Raw genomic sequence first — 17,074 nt, forward strand, 5'->3', positions numbered from 1 at the left:
AGGACAAGACGATGACATCAGTGTCTTTCTACGAGTATTCCAAGCTCAACGCCGAAGAGAAGGCGGCCCTCCTGCGCCGGTCGGAGACCGATATTTCGAGTTTCATCGAGAAGGTCGCGCCGATCCTGGAGGCCGTGCGCACCGAGGGCGACAAGGCGCTGGCGCGTTTCGGCCGCGAGCTCGACAGGGCCGCCGTGACCGAGGCCAACCTCAAGGTCACCGAAGCGGAATTCGACGCGGCCTTCAAGCTGGTCGATGCGAGCGTCGTCGAATCGATCCAGTTCGGCATCGACAACATCCGCACCTTCCATGAGGAGCAGAAGCCGGAAGCCATGTGGCTGAAGGAGATCCGGCCCGGTGCCTTTGCCGGCGACCGCTTCACGCCCATCCGGTCGGTGGCGCTCTACGTGCCGCGCGGCAAGGGCTCCTTCCCGTCGGTGACGATGATGACCTCCGTCCCCGCGGTCGTTGCCGGCGTGCCGAACCTTGCCATCGTCACGCCGCCGGCGCCGGATGGCTCCGTCGATGCCGCGACGCTGGTCGCCGCGCGCCTCGCCGGCGTGGAGACCGTCTACAAGGTCGGCGGCGCGCAGGCGGTGGCGGCGGTCGCCTATGGCACCGAGACCGTCAAACCGGCGCTGAAGATCGTCGGGCCGGGCAGTCCATGGGTGGTCGCGGCCAAGCGCTCGCTGGCCGGCGTCATCGATACCGGCCTTCCGGCCGGCCCCTCCGAGGTGATGATCCTTGCCGACGAAACAGTGCATGGAGGCCTCGCCGCGCTCGACCTCCTGATCGAGGCCGAGCACGGTCCGGATTCCTCGGCCTATCTCGTCACCCACAGCCGCCGCGTCGCGGAAGAAGCGCTTGCCGCCCTGCCGGACCACTGGTCGCGCATGTCGGAGCAGCGCGTCGCCTTCTCCAAGGCTGTGCTCACCGGCAGGACGGGCGGCATCGTACTGACGAGCTCGATCGAGGAGAGCTACGCTTTCGTCAACGCCTATGCGCCGGAGCATCTCGAGCTTCTCTCGGAAGACCCCTTCATCCATCTCGGCCATATCACCGAGGCATCGGAAATCCTGATGGGCACGCATACGCCGGTGAGCATCGCCAATTTCTCGCTCGGGCCGAACGCCGTCCTGCCGACGAGCCGCTGGGCCCGCACCTTCGGTCCGCTCTCCGTCACCGACTTCGTCAAGCGCAGCTCGATCGGCTACGTCACCGCGCCGGCCTATCCGGAATTCGCCCGGCACTCGCACAATCTGGCGGTTTACGAGGGCTTCTCGTCCCATGCGCTGGCCGTGTCGCCGCTGCGCCAGACCTACCTGAAGAAGGGCGGCTGAGACCATGAAGGCGGTGCGGCTCCACGATGCGAAGGACCTGCGGGTGGAGGCGGTGGCCCCGCTCTCCGCGCCGCCCGCCGGCTTCGTCAATCTCGCTGTCAGAGCCGCCGGCATCTGCGGCTCCGACCTTCACAACTACCGCACCGGCCAGTGGATCACCCGCCGGCCCTCGACGGCGGGGCATGAATTCTGCGGCCGCGTGACGGCGGTCGGCGAGGGCGTTAGCCATGTCGCCGTCGGGGATGTGGTCTGTGCGGATTCCCGCGTCGGATGCGGCACCTGCGCGGCCTGCCGCAGCGGCCGCGCCAATGTCTGCGAGGCTCTCGGCTTCGTCGGCGAGGTCTGCGACGGCGGTTTTGCCGAGGCGGTGCAACTGCCCGCGCGGCTCGTGTTGCGCCACGATCCGACGCTTTCGCCGCATGTCGCCGCGATGGCCGAACCGCCGGCGGTGGCGCTGCATGCCGTGCGCCGGCTGGCCGCCCCGGCCGGCGAACCGGTGCTCGTCGTCGGCTGCGGCACGATCGGCGGGCTGAGCGCGCTGCTTCTCTCGCGCCTTCATGACGGCCCGCTCCTCCTCGCCGATCTCAACCCAGAGAAGGCTGCGCTGGTGAAGGTTGTTGCGGGCGGCACGGTGGTCGCTCTCGAACGGGAGGCCCTCGATGCGGCGCTTTCCGGCCGGCGCCTGTGCTACGCACTCGACGCGACCGGCAGCATCCGGGCCATTGCGGGGACGCTTGACCTCCTCTCGGGCGGTGGCGCGCTTGCCCTCGTCGGCATCGGCCACGGCAAGCTCGATCTCGACCCCAACCTTCTCGTCGAGCGGGAAATCGCGCTGATCGGTTGCCATGCCTTTGCGGACGAACTGGCCGAGGCGGTCGGACTGCTTCCCGAACTCGCCCCGGCGCTTGAGCAGCTGATCGAGGTCCTGCCGGGGCTCGACGCGGTGCCGGCAGCCTATGAGCGGCTTTTGCGGGGCGAAAGCCGCGCACTGAAGACGATCGTCGCGGTGGCGGACTAGCCGCCGCGTCATTCCGGATGCCGGCCCTGCCTGCCGGTGGAGACAGTGAACCATGAACACGCTTTCGGATTCCGCATCGCCGCTTTACGAGAAGGTCAAGGATTTCGTCCTCGGCAATATCGGCAGCGGCAAATGGAGCCGCAACAGCCGGCTTCCCTCGGAAAACGAGCTTGTCTCCACGCTCGGCGTCTCGCGCATGACCGTGCACCGGGCGTTGCGGGAGCTCACCTCGGAGGGGCACCTGCGCCGCATCCAGGGCGTTGGCACCTTCGTCGCGCCGCCGAAGCCGCAATCGACGCTGATCGAGATCAGCAACATCATCACCGAGATCAAGGCGCGCGGCAGCCGCCACCGGGCCGAGGTGGTCGTGCTCGAGCGCATCAGGCGGCCGGAGCCTGAGCTGCTGCTCGCTTTCGAGTTCGAGACCCTGAGGCCTGTCGATCATTCCGTGGTGATCCATTTCGAGAACGACCTGCCCGTCCAGCTCGAGGAGCGCTATGTCAATCCGGACCTCGTCTCCGGCTATGTCGAGCAGGATTTCAGCGTCGCGGCCACATATGATTACCTCCAGACCGCAACGCCGCTGACCGAGGTCGAACACCTCATCAGCGCGCTGCCGGCGGGCGAGGACAATGCACGCCTCCTGCAGATCCGCCCCGGCGACTGCTGCCTCGTCCTGCACCGCAAGACCTGGACGGGGCAGGTCGTCGCCACCGTCAACACGCTGACCTATGTCGGCAGCCGCTATTCGCTCGGCAGCCGCTACCTGCACGGCAGCAAATGATCCTCGTCCATCCGGAAAGAATGCCATGACCCAGCCCACCAGCCGCACGGCGGAAATCAGGACGCTCGCGAAAGCCGGGGGCGGGGGGGCGGAGCGGCTTCTGGCCGACCTGCTGCGCGATCTCTTCGCGGTCGAGGCACGCAACGTGGCGATCAACCACGACCAGTACAGCCTCAATTCGCTGAACGGTTTCTTCGAGACCGATGATGGCGCCTTCTTCTTCAAGTTCCATCAGGAAGAGGGTGAGGAGGCGATGAGCGGCGAATATTATCGCGCCGACATCCTGGCCAAGGCCGGGCTCCCGGTGGACCAGCCGCTCCTGATGTCGGTGCTGCCGGGCGAGCAGATCCTCGTCTATCGCCGCCGCACCGACCCGCGCTTCTCCGACGTGCTGCGGGCCTTGGACATGACGGACGATGCCGAAGCGCGCGAAAGGGCCGTCGAAGCCGAGCGCGCGCTGAGCGAGGCCGTGCTGAAGGTCTATCTCGACACGCTGCATCCGGTGAGCGCCGCCGAGGTGGCGGCCGAGCCGATCCACCGCCTGTTCTACGAACGCCTGATCGATCCGCCGGCTGGCCTCTATCCGGGCGGGCGGCTTTCGCGATTCTATGTCGGCGAGGACTTCGCCTTTCCCGGCCTCACGCTCGGCTGGGACCGGCTTTCGCGCTGCCGCTTCGTCGTCAATGGCGTCGAATACAAGGATGGTATCGGCGCGCTTTTCGATGCCGCGCACGAGCGGCTTGCCCCGGCGCGTCTTGCGGATGCCGGCGGTGTCGTCGCCCATGGCGATGCCCACAACGCCAACGTCTGGTACGAGCAGCGCGAGGGTTCCGCACGCCTTGCCTTCTTCGACCCGGCCTTTGCCGGCGAGAACATCCCGACGCTTCTTGCCGAGGTGAAGACGACCTTCCACAACATTCTCGCCCATCCCTTCTGGCTGTACGATCCTGCCCTGGCGGCGGAGCGGTACGAGGCCAGCGCGCGTCTTGAGGGGGATCGGCTGCACGTCACGATGGATTTCGAACCGAGCCCGGTCCGGCGGGCGCTGCTGGAGGTGAAGGCCGAGGCCCTGTGGCGTCCCTTGCTGGCGGCCCTGAAGGCACGGGACATGCTGCCTGCCGACTGGCGGCGGGTCGTCCGGCTCGGCCTCTTCCTCTGCCCGACGCTTGTCATGAACCTGCGTGCCGGAGCGACGAGCCACAATCCCGTCTCCTCGCTCATCGGCCTGTCCATCGCGGTGATGGCCGGCAGCGAGCCGGTGGCGGGGGAGGATGCGGTCACCCGCTTCCTCGACGCGATCGACCCCGGCAGGGGCTGAGATGGTCCTGGTCAATATCCACGATTTTCGCGATCTCGCCCGCCGGCGCCTGCCGAAGATCTTCTTCGACTACATCGACGGCGGATCGTTCGAGGAGGAGACCATGCGGGCGAACCGGTCGGATTTCGCCCGGTTCGGCCTGCGCCAGACCGTGCTGGCGGAAGCCGGCCCGCAGGATCTTTCGACCGCCTATCTCGGACGTCGCCATCCCCTGCCGTTCATGCTGGGGCCGGTCGGGTTCCTCGGGCTCTATTCCGGTCGCGGCGAGGAGAAGGCAGTGCGCGCCGCCCATGCCGCGGGCATCCCCTTCTGCCTGTCGACCTTCTCGATCGCCTCGCTCGCCGATCTTCGCGTGGTGACGGGCGGGCCGCTGCATTTCCAGCTCTATGTGCTGGAGGATCGCTCGCTCTCGGAGGAGTTCCTTGCGGCGGCCGAACAGGCCGGCGTCGACACCCTGTTCGTCACGGTCGACACGGCCATTACCGGCATTCGCGAACGGGATGTGCGCAACGGTTTCCGTTCCTTGACACGGGTGACGCCGGGGCTTCTGGCGCGGCTCGCGCTGAAGCCGCGCTGGCTTGCCGATGTGGCGCTCGGCGGCATGCCGTCGGTGCGGGCGATCGAGCACCGTCCGGATTTCGGCCGCGGCGCCCTGGAACAGGCGGCCAACCTGTCGCGTCGCATCGACAAGACCCTGTCCTGGAAGGACATCGCCTGGCTGCGCGAGCGCTGGACCGGAAAACTCGTCGTCAAGGGCGTTCTTGCGCCGGAGGATGCCGTGACCGCACGGACGCTTGGCTGCGACGGGGTGGTGATCTCCAATCACGGCGGCCGCCAGCTCGACGGCGCGTCGAGCACCATCGGCGCGCTTCCGGCGATCCGGGCCGCCGTCGGCCCGGATTTCTGCCTCATGCTGGACGGCGGCATCCGCCGCGGCACTGATATCCTCAAGGCGGTCGGCCTCGGCGCCGATGGCGTGATGCTCGGCCGGGCTTATGCCTACGGCCTTGCGGCGGCAGGCGAGGCCGGCGTCGCCGAGGTGATCGCGATCCTGACACGGGAAATCTCGATCAGCCTCGCCCTGATGGGCATTGCCTCGATCGATGAGCTCAAGGCCGCTGGTGGCGCCGCCGTACGGTGCAAGGGCAACGCGACCTGACCGGGAATGGCAGCGGTCCGCCGGTGGTTTTTCGCTGTTCCGGTTTCCGACATGTTCGAGCGTGCCTGCCATGCCATCAACGGTTGCGTAGACCATGCGCCGGGTCAAACCCACGCGAATCCTCGTCCCGGCGGCTCCTCGATCTCAAGGGTCTGCACCTCTTGAGCCGCTTGGCCGCTGGCGTACTATGGTCGGCGGTTTGGTTCCGGCCGGTTGACCTGATCCCCGAATTCCCTTGAGGTTTCGGGGGGCAGAGCACTCGCGCCGCTGATCCAGGCGACTAGCCTGCATTCAAGAAAGGAGCATTCTCGCGCAGATGGATGACCGTCGGGCCGTCTGCAGTGAAGGCGATCCTTACCGCGGCTTCCAGTTCCTCGAAGCTCTTCGGCTCGGCGGTCTGGCAGCCATAGGCCTCGGCGAGCTTCACGAAATCCGGATTGTGCTGGTTGACGCCGATGGTCGGGATGTCGCGGGCGAGCATGCCGTCGCGGATCTGGGCGAGGCTGTCATTGTTCCACAGGATGATGGCGAGCGGCAGCCTGTTCTCCACCGCCGTGCCGAGTTCCTGAAGCGTGAACTGGAAGCCGCCGTCGCCGACGATGGCGGCGACGGGCGTCTTGGGGCTTGCGATCTTGCCGCCGATCGCCGCGGGCAGGGCATAGCCCAGCGTGCCGAAACCGGCCGGGAAATGCCAGGTGCGCGGCAGGGCGCTGCGATAGAAGGCGTAGCCGGTGTAGGCGAGCTGCGTCATGTCGGTATAGACGACGCCGTCGTCGGGTATGGCGTTGCGCAGGCTGTCGAGCACGCGCACATGCTTCTGTTCGAGCGGCGTCAGCGCGTTGCGTTCGGCGGCGCGCAGTTCGGCGATGGCGTTGGAATTCCTGAAGCCCTCGGCCGGCGCGACCTTTTCGGCGATGGCCGCCAGCGCCAGTTTCGAATCCGCCTCCATGGCGACGTCCACGTCGTAGTCGCGCACCAGCGTCGCCGGGTCGATGTCGATGCGGATCAGCCTGCCGTCCATGGGCAGCGGGCCGTCGAGCCAGATGTCGGGTTCCGCAAGCTCGGTGCCGACGAGCAGCACGGCGTCCGCCTCGCGCACGAAAGCCTGGGTCGCGCCGCGGTCAACCGTCACCTCCAGCGCAAGCGGATGGTCGTCGGGCAGGATGCCCTTGGCCGCGATGGTGGGAACCACCGCCGCGCCGATCTTCTCCGCCAGCGCCTTGACCTCGGCGGCGGCCGAGACCGCGCCGCCGCCGGCAAGGATCACCGGCCGTTTGGCGGCATCGAGGATGGCGGCGGCGGCCTCGACCTGCGCGGCGTCGGGCGCGCGGCGGCGGGCGGTGGTGCGTCGGCTCGCCGGCTTGTCGTCCGGCGCCTTGAAGACATCGAGCGGGATGGAGAGATGGACGGGGCGCGGGCGGCCGCTGTCGAAGAGCGCGAAGGCGCGGGCGATGTATTCGCGCACCTGTTCGGGGCTGCCCGCCGTTTCGGAGAAGGCGGTGAGGGGACGGGTGACGGCGGACTGGTCGGTGATCTCGTGCAGCGTGCCGCGGCCCATGCCGAGATCCTTGTTGGCGGCGACGGAGGTGATGACGAGCATCGGCACGCTGTCGGAATAGGCCTGGCCGATCGGCGTTGCGGCATTGGTGACGCCGGGGCCGGAGATCAGGATGCAGACGCCCGGCTTGCCCGACATTCGGGCATAGCCGTCGGCCATGAAGCCGGCGCCCTGTTCGTGGCGCACGCCGATATGGCGGATTCCGGCGGCCTCCATGCCGCGATAGGCTTCGAGCGTGTGCACGCCCGGCATGCCGAAGACGGTGTCGACGCCATAGGCCTTCAGGATCTGCATCAGGCGGCTGCCGCAGGAAATGGTCTCGTTCATGGCAAGTGTCCGTTCGGAAAATCGATGTCAGGGTTTGGCGGCGTCTTCGAGGCCCATCCAGATCGAGCCGTACTCGTCGGCCACGACCATCAGGCTCGCGCCAAGGTCTTGCGCGAAGGCACGCTCGGCCCGCGACCAGGCGGGCATGATCCAGGGTTTCCCCGCTTTTGCTGCGGCGTCCGCGATCTTTTTGAGATCGGCCTTGTCGGCGTCCGTGTTGCGGTAGGCACCGCGGCCGGAATCGAGCGAGAGGTCGCTTGGGCCGACGAAGAGGCCGTCCACCGTCGGGAGCGCCAGGATTGCCTCGACATCCTGTAGCGCTGCGGCGGATTCGATCATCGGATAGCAGCGGGTCTTGGCGTTCTCGTTGTCGTAATAGTCCGGCTTCACACCGCCGTAGCGGGCGGGGCGGGTGCCGGAAAAGCTGCGCGTGCCGAGCGTCGGGTACTTGGCGGAGGCGGTGACGCGGCGCGCGTGCCCGGCATCGCCGATATGGGGGATGATGACGCTGTCGGCCCCCATGTCGAGCGCCTGCTGGATCGGGATCGCTTCGGGTCCCAGCACCTTGGCGTGCATGGTCATGCCGAGCGCCTTGCCGAGTGCGATAATGCGGTCCATCGCTTCGAGGTCGAAGAGACCGTGCTCGATGTCGAGGACGACATGGCGATAGCCGATGTCATGGGCGATCTCGATCATCGCCTGATGCGGGGTCGAGAGCCAGACGGCGAGATTCTTCAATATGTCAGCCATGGGCGGCTCCATCCTTCTCTTGCCGTTCGGTGATCATGCCGGCGATATCGACGAGATCCTGCAGCTTGGCTCCGGCACGGATGCGGGCCACCCAGGTTCCTTCGTCCTCCTGGTCGGCGAGCGCGATATCCGAAATGCCCGCCACCTCGGCGGGCGGAAGGACGAGGATGCCGCAGTCGTCGGCAAGGACCGCGTCGCCCGGATTGACGGTGACGCCGCCGCAGGAGACCGGAATATTGTAGCCGCCGCCGAGATTGAGCAGCTTCGTGGTGATGGGCGAGACGCCGCGCGCCCAGGTCGGCACGCCGGCCTCGCGGATCGCCGCCGGATCGGTGATCATGCCGTCGACGATGACACCGGCAAGGCCGCGCTCCTTCGCGACCGCCGCCATGAAGCCGCCCCAGGCGGCATGGCGCTCGTCGCCCGCCCGGTCGATCACCAGGATGTCTCCCGGCCGCACCCGGTCCATCGCGTGGTAGAGCAGGGTGGAGTCGGAGCCGGGGATCGACACCGTCTGCGCCGTGCCCGCCACCCGCACGCCGTCGATCAGCGGGCGAAGGTCGTTGCGCATGAAGCGGTCATGCAGGTAGTGGCCGACGGTCGCCGCCTCGACGCGGGCGAAACGGGCGAGGAGGCCGGTATCGAGCTGCGGCGCAGGGTCGGCGATCCGGTAGGATTTGATCGACATGGTGCAGAAAGGTCCTATTGCGTGAGAAGTCTGATGGCGGAGGGCGCGCAGGCGAGCGTGCCCGGCGCGCCGGTTCGCGGCATGGGCTGGCCGTCACCGTTGCGGACGCGGGCGTTAAGGCGTGCGCCGTCGGCGAGCGTCAGGCCGTAGACGGTGTCCGTGCCGATATAGACGGCCTCGCTCACCGCACCGGAAAAGCGGACCCTGCCACCGGCCTCCCCTTCGACGAAATGCAGCGCCTCCGGGCGGATGGCGAGCGTGCACGGATCGCCCGGCTGCAGCGGCAGGGTGCTGGGGAGGTCGAACCGGCCGCCCGCAGCGTCCACGGTAAGCCGGTCGCTGTCATGTGCGATGACGCGCGCATCGATGAGGTTCATGTCGCCGATGAAGCCGGCGGTGAAGCGGTTGGCGGGGCGCTCGTAGATATCGGCCGGTCCTCCGACCTGCTGGACGACGCCGTTGTTCATGACCGCGATGCGGTCCGACATGGTCAGCGCCTCTTCCTGGTCGTGGGTGACGAAGATGAAGGTGATGCCCAGCTTGCGCTGCATCTCCTTCACCTCCATCTGCATCTCCCGTCGCAGCTTCAGATCGAGTGCACCGAAGGGCTCGTCGAGCAGCAGCACGGAGGGGCGGTTGATCAGCGCGCGGGCGAGCGCCACCCGCTGCTGCTGGCCGCCGGAAAGCGCCGAAGGCTTGCGGTCGATGGCGTGGGCCATGTGCACGCTTTCGAGCGCGGCCTTGACGCGCTGGCGGATCTCGTCCTTCGCGACACCCTTCACCGAGAGGCCAAAGCCGACATTCTCGCCGACATTCAGGTGCGGGAAGAGCGCATAGCTCTGGAACACGGTGTTGACGTTGCGCTGGTGGGCCGGAACGCCGGTCACCTCCTTGCCATCCAAAAGCAGGCGCCCGGACGTGGGCTCCTCGAAGCCGGCGATCATGCGCAGCGTCGTCGTCTTGCCGCAGCCGGAGGGGCCGAGGAAGGTGAAGAACTCGCCCGCCCTGATGGCGAGGCTCATCCGGTCGACCGCATAGGTCGTTTCGCCGCCGGCGGAGCCGAAGGCCTTGCGGATATCGATCAGCTCGATGGCGGCGCGGCTTGCGCCGGCCGTCTCTGTCATGGTGTCAGGCGGCATATCATTCGCAGCTCATGAGGGAAGAAGGGGCGGCCGGAGGTCCGCATCCGGCCGCCGGCGCGTTACTGGGCGGTCTTCACCTTGGTCCAGCCGTCCTGGTAGAGTTTCGTCGCGTCGCCCACATCGAGGATGAAGTCCGCTTTCATCAGCTTGTCTTCCGGCGGATAGATGGCGGTGTTCTCCACCACTTCCTTCGGCAACAGCTCCTTGGCCTTGTCGATCACGGTCGCCGACTTGGAGAGATTCGCGGCCTTTGCGGCGACCTCGGGGCGCATGATGTAGTCGATGAACCTGTAGGCTTCCTCGACATTCTTCGCCGATTTCGGAATGGCGAAGCCGTCGATCCACATCGAGCCGCCCTCATCCGGCACGACATATTTGACCTTGGGATTGGTCGCCATCACCTGGGCGATGTTGCCGTTCCAGCCCTGCACGATGCAGGCCTCGCCCGAGGCGACGAGGTCGCCGAAATTGGTGCTGTTGTAGCCGCCGAGCACCTTCTTCTGCTCGATCAGCGACTGCGTCGCCTTCTCGATTTCCGCCGGCGTGGTGGTGCCGGCCTTGAAGCCGTTCACCTGGAGACCGGCGATATAGGCCGCCAGCATGTTGTCGAGCATGTAGATGCGGCCTTCATACTGCGGGTCCCACAGTGCCTTCCAGCTCGTCGGCGGGGTCTTCACGCAGTCCTCGTTGTAGGCGAAGCCGGTCGTGCCCCAGATATAGGGCACGGACCATTTCTGGCCGGGATCGTAAGAGACTTCCTTGAACGGCGCGCCGAGATTGCCGAGGTTCGGGATCTTCGCGTGGTCGAGTTCTTGCAGCAGGCCCTGCTTGGCGAGCACCTGCACGGTGTACTGGCTCGGCTCGATGAGGTCGTAGCCGCTCGCGCCGGCCGAGAGCTTGGCCATCATCGTCTCGTTGGAATCGTAGGTGTCGAAGGTCACGGTGATGCCGGTCTCCTTCGCAAAGTCGTCGACGATTTCCTGCGGCACTTCGCCGGACCAGGCGTAGATGTTGAGTTCGGCGGCCGAGGCTCCCGATGCGAAGGCGATCAGGCTGACCGATGTAAGCAGGCTTCTCCAGTTTTTCATTGTCGCATTCCCCATTTTGGTTGGTGGTTATGATTGTTTGCGGATCGTCTTGAGATAGCGGCCCATGACGACCAGGATGACGATGACGTTGACGGCGATCAGCATGGCGCCGAGCGCGTTGATCTTCGGCGTGAGGCCGGTCTTCAGCATGGCGTAGATCTGGATCGGCAGCGGCGTGGAACCGACCCCGGAGACGAAGGTCGAGACGACGAAATTGTCGAAGGAGATCACCGCGCAGAGCAGGAAGGCCGAGAGGATGGCGGGCGCAAGGAGCGGCAGCGTCACCCGCAGGAAGGCCTGGCTGCCGTTGGCGCCGAGGTCGGCGGCGGCTTCATCGAGGCGGGGATCGAGGCCGGAGGCCGCGGCGCGCACGATGAGGAAGCTGAAGGGGATCGACACCAGCACATGGCCGGCGATCAGCGTGCCGTAGCCGAGCGGAATGCCGGTCCAGACGGTCGCGACGAGCAGGCCGACGGCGAGCACGATTTCCGGCAGCACGAGCGGGGCGATGACCAGCGTGGAGAACAGGCTTTTGCCGGCGAAGGGCCGCTTAACAACGGCGAGTGCCGCGCTTGCGCCGATGACGGTCGCAAGCGCCGCCGAGGCGATCGCGACGATGACGCTCACCTGCAAGCCGGCCCGGAGGCTGCGGTCGCGCAGCGCTTCCGTAAACCAGGCGAGCGAGAAGCCCTCCCAGACCACCGTCGAGCGGCCGGCGTTGAAGGCGTAGACCACCAGCACGATGAGCGGCGCGAAGAGGAAGATATAGCCGACGACCGTGGCGGCGGGAACGTAGAGGGCGAGCACCTTCCTCATGCCCGTGCCTCCTCGACCGAGCGTAGCACGCGCATGTAGCAGACGATGATGACCGAGGAGATGGCGAGCAGCACCACGGAGACGGCAGCGCCGAGCGGGATGTTGCGGAAGTCGAGAAAGAGCTGGACGATGAGGTTGCCGAGGATGATGCTCTTGCCGCCGCCGAGCAGGACGGGGATGGCGTAGACGCCCATGGCCGGCACGAAGACGAAGAGGATCGCCGCCATGACGCCGGGCAGCGACAGGGGGAAGGTGACGCGCCAGAAGGATTGCAGCGGCGTCGCGCCGAGATCGTCGGCGGCTTCCAGAAGGCGTTTGTCGAGGCCGTTCAGCGCGGCGTGGATCGGCAGGACCGTCGTCGGCAGGAAGGCGTAGAGCATGCCGACCAGCACGGCGGGATAGGTGCCGATCATACGGATCGGCTGTTCGATCAGGCCGAGGCCGAGAAGCGCGCTGTTGATCGTGCCGCCGCGGCCGAGCAGAACCATCCAGGCCGACATGCGCACGATGAAATCGATCCAGAACGGGATGAGGAGCAACGCGAGCAGGAGGCCGGCATAGCGCCCGGCGCGCAACGCGATGAAATAGGCGATCGGATAGCCGACCAGCAGGCAGACGATGGTCGAGACCGCCGCAAGCTGGAGCGAATTCGTGAAGATCGGCAGGTAGATCGTCTGGAAGAGCTCGCGGTAGCTCGTCAATGTGAAGCCGAACCTGGCGCCGCCATAGGTATCCTGCTCGGCGAAGGAAAAGGCGATGACGATCAGGATCGGGATGACCAGGAGAAGGACCGCGCTGAGGAGGGACGGGGCGAGAAGCGCCAGCGTCACGAGGTTGCCTCGGCGCGCGGCGGTCATTTCCCCACCTCCACGCGGTTGTGGCGGACCGGCTCCACCGGCCGGATGAGGTTGGTCGCGCTGACGGAAAGGTGCGCCCGCATCGCCGCTTCGGCCCTGTCGGGATCGCGGCTCGCAAGCGCTTCGTGGATCACCACCATGTCCTTCAGATCCTCGAAGAGCAGCGCCACCGGCATGCGCGACACGTAAAGGCTGCGGACCGAAAGGGCGTAGAGACGCGTCAGCGCCTGCGCGAGATAGGCATTGCCGGAGGCCTCGGCGATCAGCTTGTGCATCTCCTCGTCGATGCCGAGATGCCATTCGATCTCCATGCGGCGTGCCTCGACGCCCGCGCGTGCTTCCTCGATAAGCGCGGCGAGGCGATCGAGCTGGACGTCGCTGATGCGCGTCGCCGCCAGCCGCGCGGCCCAGACTTCTGCCTGGAGGCGGAACTCCTGGAGCTGGAAGAAATCGGTGGCCGACGTGGAGGAAACGAAATAGCCGCGCTGGGGAACCGCAAGCAGCAGGTCCTCCTGCGCCAGCCGTTGCAGCGCTTCCCGCAGCGGTGTCCGGCCGACGGCGAGCTGCTCCATGCATTCCTTCTCGTCGATCGGCGAACCCGGGAGCAGATCCGCCTTGATGATGGCGTTGCGCAGGCCGTGATAGGCGACGTCGCTGAGACGCATCCTGCCGGCGGAGAAGGGTTTCAAAGGGTGCTCCCTCATAAAATATATTTTTAGGATATATTTGAGATATCGATTGTCAATGGGAATCTGACGATCGTATTCCATGTCTGCCCCGTCGTCCTTCCGACCTCATTGCCGCTGCAGCAGCAAAGGATAACGCCCTTGCGATCCGGAGCGGTCGCATCGTTTGCACATGATCACGGAAGGTCATCTCCAGTATGTCGGTGCGGAATACTAGAAGCACCAGATAGTCTGATAATTCGCTCAACGACTTTGCTAGGAAGGAGCCAGCACGAAAGTTCGAGGATGGAGTTATGGAGCGGCCGATGAGTGAGATCGAGTATGACGTTGTGATTGTTGGAGGAGGCAACGCAGCGCTGTGCGCAGCCTTGTCGGCGCGGGAGAATGGCGCCGGCAGCGTGCTCGTTCTTGAGCGGGCTTCGGAGGAGGAGCGTGGCGGGAACAGTTCCTATACCGAAGGCCTGATGCGCTTTGCCTATACGGGCTCGGACGACATCCGGGCCCTCTCCCCCGATCTCACGCCCGAGGAAATGGACAGCGATTTCGGCAGCTATACGGAGGACATGTTCTTCGACGACATGGCGCGCATCACGCACAACCGTACCGACCCCGATCTCTGCGAGATTCTCGTCCGCCAGAGCAATGCCACGATGCACTGGATGGTGAAGCAGGGGGTGAAGTTCTATCCGCAGTTCGGCCGCCAGTCCTTCAAGGTCGATGGAAAGTTCAAGTTCTGGGGCGGCGCGACGCTTGCGGCCTGGGGCGGCGGGCAGGGGCTTGTCGACTCGCTCTACGCGGCTGTGAAGAAGGCGGGCATCGACGTGCGCTACAATGCGTGGGCCCGCGAGCTCATCAGCTCGGATGCCGGCGTCGAGGGCGTTGTCGTCAAGCTGGACGGCGTGACGCAACAGGTTCGGGCGAAGTCGGTGGTGCTGGCCTGCGGCGGTTTCGAGGCGAACAGTGAATGGCGCACCAAGTATCTCGGCCCGGGCTGGGACCTCGCCAAGGTGCGGGGCAGCAAGTTCAACACCGGCGACGGGCTCGACATGGCGCTGAAGGTCGGCGCACAGCCCAAGGGCAACTGGTCCGGCTGCCATGCCGTCGGCTGGGAGCGCTATGCCGAGGACTTCGGCGACCTCTCCGTCACCGGTGACTATGAGCGCGACAGCTATCCCTGGTCGATCATGGTGAATGCGGCCGGCAAGCGGTTCCTGGACGAGGGTGCGGATATCCGCAACTACACCTATGCGAAATACGGCAAGGTCATTCTCGAACAGCCCGGCCAGTTCGCCTGGCAGATCTTCGACTCGACCGTCGTTCATCTCCTGCGGCCGGAATACAAGACCCGCCGCGTGACCCGCGTGGTCGCCGATACGCTGGAGGAGCTGGTCGACAGGATGGGAGATGTCGACCGGGAGACCTTCCTCAAGACGGTGCGCGACTACAATGCGTCGATCACGCGCGACGTGCCCTTCGACCCCACCGTGAAGGACGGGCGGCGCACCGAAGGCCTGGACATTCCCAAGTCCAACTGGGCGAACCCCATCGAGACCGGCCCGTTCGAAGCCTATGCCGTGACCTGCGGCATCACCTTCACCTTCGGCGGGTTGCGCATCTCCACCGACGCACAGGCGATCGACGGTGGCGAACGGCCGATCCCCGGCCTCTATGTGGCTGGCGAACTGGTCGGGGGCCTCTTCTACTTCAACTATCCGGGTGCGACGGGCCTCATGAGTGGCGCGGTCTTCGGCCGCATCGCGGGGCGCAACGCCGCCATCGCGGCGCGGGCGACCAGGGAAAGCGTCAGGACGGCGAAGGTATCGGCCATGTAGTTCCGGCGCTGGCCCGCTGGCAAGGACTTATAAAGGGAGGACTGTGGTGACCGCTTCAAAGGGCACGACGAGGGTTGGTTTCGTCGGCATCGGAAACATGGGCCGGCCTATGGCGGCCAATCAGATTGCCGGCGGCTGGCAGGTTACGATCTATGACGTGGATCGTGAGAAGGCGGACGCTTTCGCCACGGAGCACGGATGCGGCAGCGCCCGCTCGCTCGCCGAGCTTGGCGAGCGATCGGATGTGGTGGTGCTGATGCTGCCGGACGGCAGGATCGTGCGCAACGTCGCGCTCGGCGACGGTGCCGGGAGCGACTGTCTGGTGCGGGGCATGCGGGCGGACACGGCGATCGTCGACATGAGCTCGTCCGCACCGGTGGGCACGCGCGCACTCGGAGAGGATCTCGGTGTGTTCGGAATCGGCCTGCTCGACGCGCCCGTCTCCGGGGGCATGAAGGGCGCCATCGCTGCGACGCTGTCGATCATGGTGGGTGGCGACCGCGCGCTGGCCGACCGCCTCGATCCGCTTCTTGCGACCATGGGAAAGCGTTTCCACATCGGGCCGCTGGGTTCGGGTCACGCGATCAAGGTCCTCAACAACTACGTTTCGGCCGCCGGTCTGGCGGCGGTGGCCGAAGCGCTCCTCGTCGCAGAACGCTTCGGCATCGATGGCGAGGTCGTCATCGATGTGCTCAACGCCTCGACCGGGCGAAACAACAGCACCGAGAACAAGTTCAAGCAGTACGTTCTCAACCATGCCTATGATTCCGGCTTCGCGCTTGAACTGATGGTCAAGGACCTCAAGCTGGCCATGGACGTGGCCGACGCCTGCGAGGTTCCCGCCACCCTCGGCCGTGCCTGCCTTGACCTGTGGGAGGAAGCGCGCGCCTGGAACGGACCCAATGCCGATCATACGGAATTCGCGCGCTTCGTTGCGGAAAGTGCGACGACCGCGAATCTGGCCAGGGCAAGCCGATGAGCCACGATCTGAAAAACCGATTGAAGGGCGGCGGAACGGTCGCGGTCTGTAACACGGATTTTCCGACCCCGCGCCTCGTTGAGTTCGTCGGCGGCCTCGGCTTCGATGCGGTTTTCATCGATTGCGAACATGCCGGCACGGACTTCCAGGCGGTTGAGGATCTGGCCCGGGCGGCGCGCGCATCGGGAATGGCGTCCATCGTGCGCCCCTGGTCCCATGAGATCGGGTTGATCAACCGATACCTGAGCTGTGGCGTCGATGGCATCCAGGCGCCGCATGTGGATACGCCCGCCGGACTGGCGGCAATCGCCCGTGGCATCACGCAATGGGAAGGCGACCACGGCAAGACGCTGCTCGTGGCGATGATCGAATCGAAAGCCGCCCTCGTCAATTTGCCGAGGATGCTGATGTCCGAGGCCGTCGACGTCTTCTACATCGGCGCGCTGGACCTTGCCCAATCGATGGGCCTCAAGGGGCAGCCCGACCATCCGAAGGTGCGGCAGGCGGTCGAAGATGCCATCGGCACGATAGAGCGGGCCGGACGCGTGGCAGGGATGAATGTTCAGGGCGATCTGCACATGGTCGAGCACTATCGCCGCCTGGGGTTGCGCTGGGTCAACGTTCACGTGAAGGCGTTCGTCGCCGGTCCGGCGCGGGCTTTTCTTGATGGTGTTCGCGAAACGCTCGTGGCGGAGCGGGCCTGAGCGGACGGCATGAAGAACTTTTAAGGGG

General features: G+C 66.0%; 16 protein-coding genes. 8 read left to right on the plus strand and 8 right to left on the minus strand.

Translation table 11 applies throughout. The features are described 5' to 3' along the window. Nucleotides 1-11: 11 nt before the first annotated feature. Genes hisD through AABQ55_RS29175 form a run of 5 tightly spaced genes read left to right on the plus strand, consistent with a single transcriptional unit; the run spans nt 12 to nt 5,619 of the window. A complete protein-coding gene (hisD, locus tag AABQ55_RS29155; protein WP_272808555.1) occupies nt 12-1,340 on the plus strand; it encodes a histidinol dehydrogenase in 1,329 nt (442 codons plus the stop codon). Nucleotides 1,341-1,344: 4 nt separating this feature from the next. Next, nucleotides 1,345-2,358, plus strand: a complete 1,014-nt coding sequence (locus AABQ55_RS29160; RefSeq protein ID WP_272808556.1) for a zinc-dependent alcohol dehydrogenase — start codon at nt 1,345-1,347, stop codon at nt 2,356-2,358. Between the two features lie 52 nt (nt 2,359-2,410). Then, entirely contained in the window at nt 2,411-3,142 is a 732-nt protein-coding gene (gene hutC / locus AABQ55_RS29165; RefSeq protein ID WP_272808557.1) for a histidine utilization repressor, read from the plus strand. A 25-nt stretch (nt 3,143-3,167) separates the two neighbouring features. After that, nucleotides 3,168-4,460, plus strand: coding sequence for a hypothetical protein (locus AABQ55_RS29170; RefSeq protein ID WP_272808558.1), 1,293 nt, complete (start codon nt 3,168-3,170; stop codon nt 4,458-4,460). A 1-nt stretch (nt 4,461) separates the two neighbouring features. After that, nucleotides 4,462-5,619: an alpha-hydroxy acid oxidase gene (locus AABQ55_RS29175; RefSeq protein ID WP_272808559.1), complete on the plus strand. Its 1,158-nt coding sequence runs from the start codon at nt 4,462-4,464 to the stop codon at nt 5,617-5,619. 280 nt (nt 5,620-5,899) lie between these two features. On the opposite strand, the gene AABQ55_RS29180 is transcribed toward AABQ55_RS29175, so the two are convergent. The 8 genes from AABQ55_RS29180 to AABQ55_RS29215 form a co-directional block, all read right to left on the minus strand. Beyond that, nucleotides 5,900-7,504 (minus strand): 5-guanidino-2-oxopentanoate decarboxylase, encoded by a 1,605-nt coding sequence (locus AABQ55_RS29180; protein WP_272808560.1) that lies wholly within the window; start codon nt 7,502-7,504, stop codon nt 5,900-5,902. Nucleotides 7,505-7,531: 27 nt separating this feature from the next. Further along, the gene (locus AABQ55_RS29185) at nt 7,532-8,254 is read right to left on the minus strand and encodes an HpcH/HpaI aldolase family protein (protein ID WP_244768587.1); all 723 of its coding nucleotides are present in this window, start codon (nt 8,252-8,254) and stop codon (nt 7,532-7,534) included. Continuing rightward, nucleotides 8,247-8,942, minus strand: coding sequence for an RraA family protein (locus AABQ55_RS29190; protein ID WP_272808561.1), 696 nt, complete (start codon nt 8,940-8,942; stop codon nt 8,247-8,249). The genes AABQ55_RS29185 and AABQ55_RS29190 overlap by 8 nt, the downstream gene beginning before the upstream one ends. Nucleotides 8,943-8,956: 14 nt before the next feature. After that, nucleotides 8,957-10,066 (minus strand): ABC transporter ATP-binding protein, encoded by a 1,110-nt coding sequence (locus AABQ55_RS29195; RefSeq protein WP_272808562.1) that lies wholly within the window; start codon nt 10,064-10,066, stop codon nt 8,957-8,959. 77 nt (nt 10,067-10,143) lie between these two features. Beyond that, nucleotides 10,144-11,172, minus strand: a complete 1,029-nt coding sequence (locus AABQ55_RS29200; protein ID WP_272808563.1) for an ABC transporter substrate-binding protein — start codon at nt 11,170-11,172, stop codon at nt 10,144-10,146. Nucleotides 11,173-11,199: 27 nt separating this feature from the next. After that, a complete protein-coding gene (locus AABQ55_RS29205; RefSeq protein ID WP_272808564.1) occupies nt 11,200-11,988 on the minus strand; it encodes an ABC transporter permease in 789 nt (262 codons plus the stop codon). Next, a complete protein-coding gene (locus AABQ55_RS29210; protein ID WP_272808565.1) occupies nt 11,985-12,845 on the minus strand; it encodes an ABC transporter permease in 861 nt (286 codons plus the stop codon). The genes AABQ55_RS29205 and AABQ55_RS29210 overlap by 4 nt, the downstream gene beginning before the upstream one ends. Beyond that, nucleotides 12,842-13,534, minus strand: coding sequence for a GntR family transcriptional regulator (locus tag AABQ55_RS29215; RefSeq protein WP_272808566.1), 693 nt, complete (start codon nt 13,532-13,534; stop codon nt 12,842-12,844). Before AABQ55_RS29215 ends, AABQ55_RS29210 begins: the two co-directional genes overlap by 4 nt. Before the next feature lie 302 nt (nt 13,535-13,836). Between AABQ55_RS29215 and tcuA the strand changes: the two genes are divergently transcribed. From tcuA to AABQ55_RS29230, 3 genes are read left to right on the plus strand one after another with little or no spacing between them, the layout of a single operon-like run. Next, on the plus strand, nt 13,837-15,363 hold the full coding sequence (tcuA, locus tag AABQ55_RS29220) for an FAD-dependent tricarballylate dehydrogenase TcuA (protein ID WP_272808567.1): 1,527 nt from the start codon (nt 13,837-13,839) through the stop codon (nt 15,361-15,363). A gap of 46 nt (nt 15,364-15,409) precedes the next feature. Next, nucleotides 15,410-16,342, plus strand: a complete 933-nt coding sequence (locus AABQ55_RS29225) for an NAD(P)-dependent oxidoreductase (RefSeq protein WP_272808568.1) — start codon at nt 15,410-15,412, stop codon at nt 16,340-16,342. Beyond that, a complete protein-coding gene (locus AABQ55_RS29230; protein ID WP_272808569.1) occupies nt 16,339-17,046 on the plus strand; it encodes an HpcH/HpaI aldolase family protein in 708 nt (235 codons plus the stop codon). The genes AABQ55_RS29225 and AABQ55_RS29230 overlap by 4 nt, the downstream gene beginning before the upstream one ends. Nucleotides 17,047-17,074: the final 28 nt, after the last annotated feature.

Source organism: Shinella sp. WSD5-1, from assembly GCF_963942435.1.
Lineage (GTDB): Bacteria > Pseudomonadota > Alphaproteobacteria > Rhizobiales > Rhizobiaceae > Shinella > Shinella yambaruensis.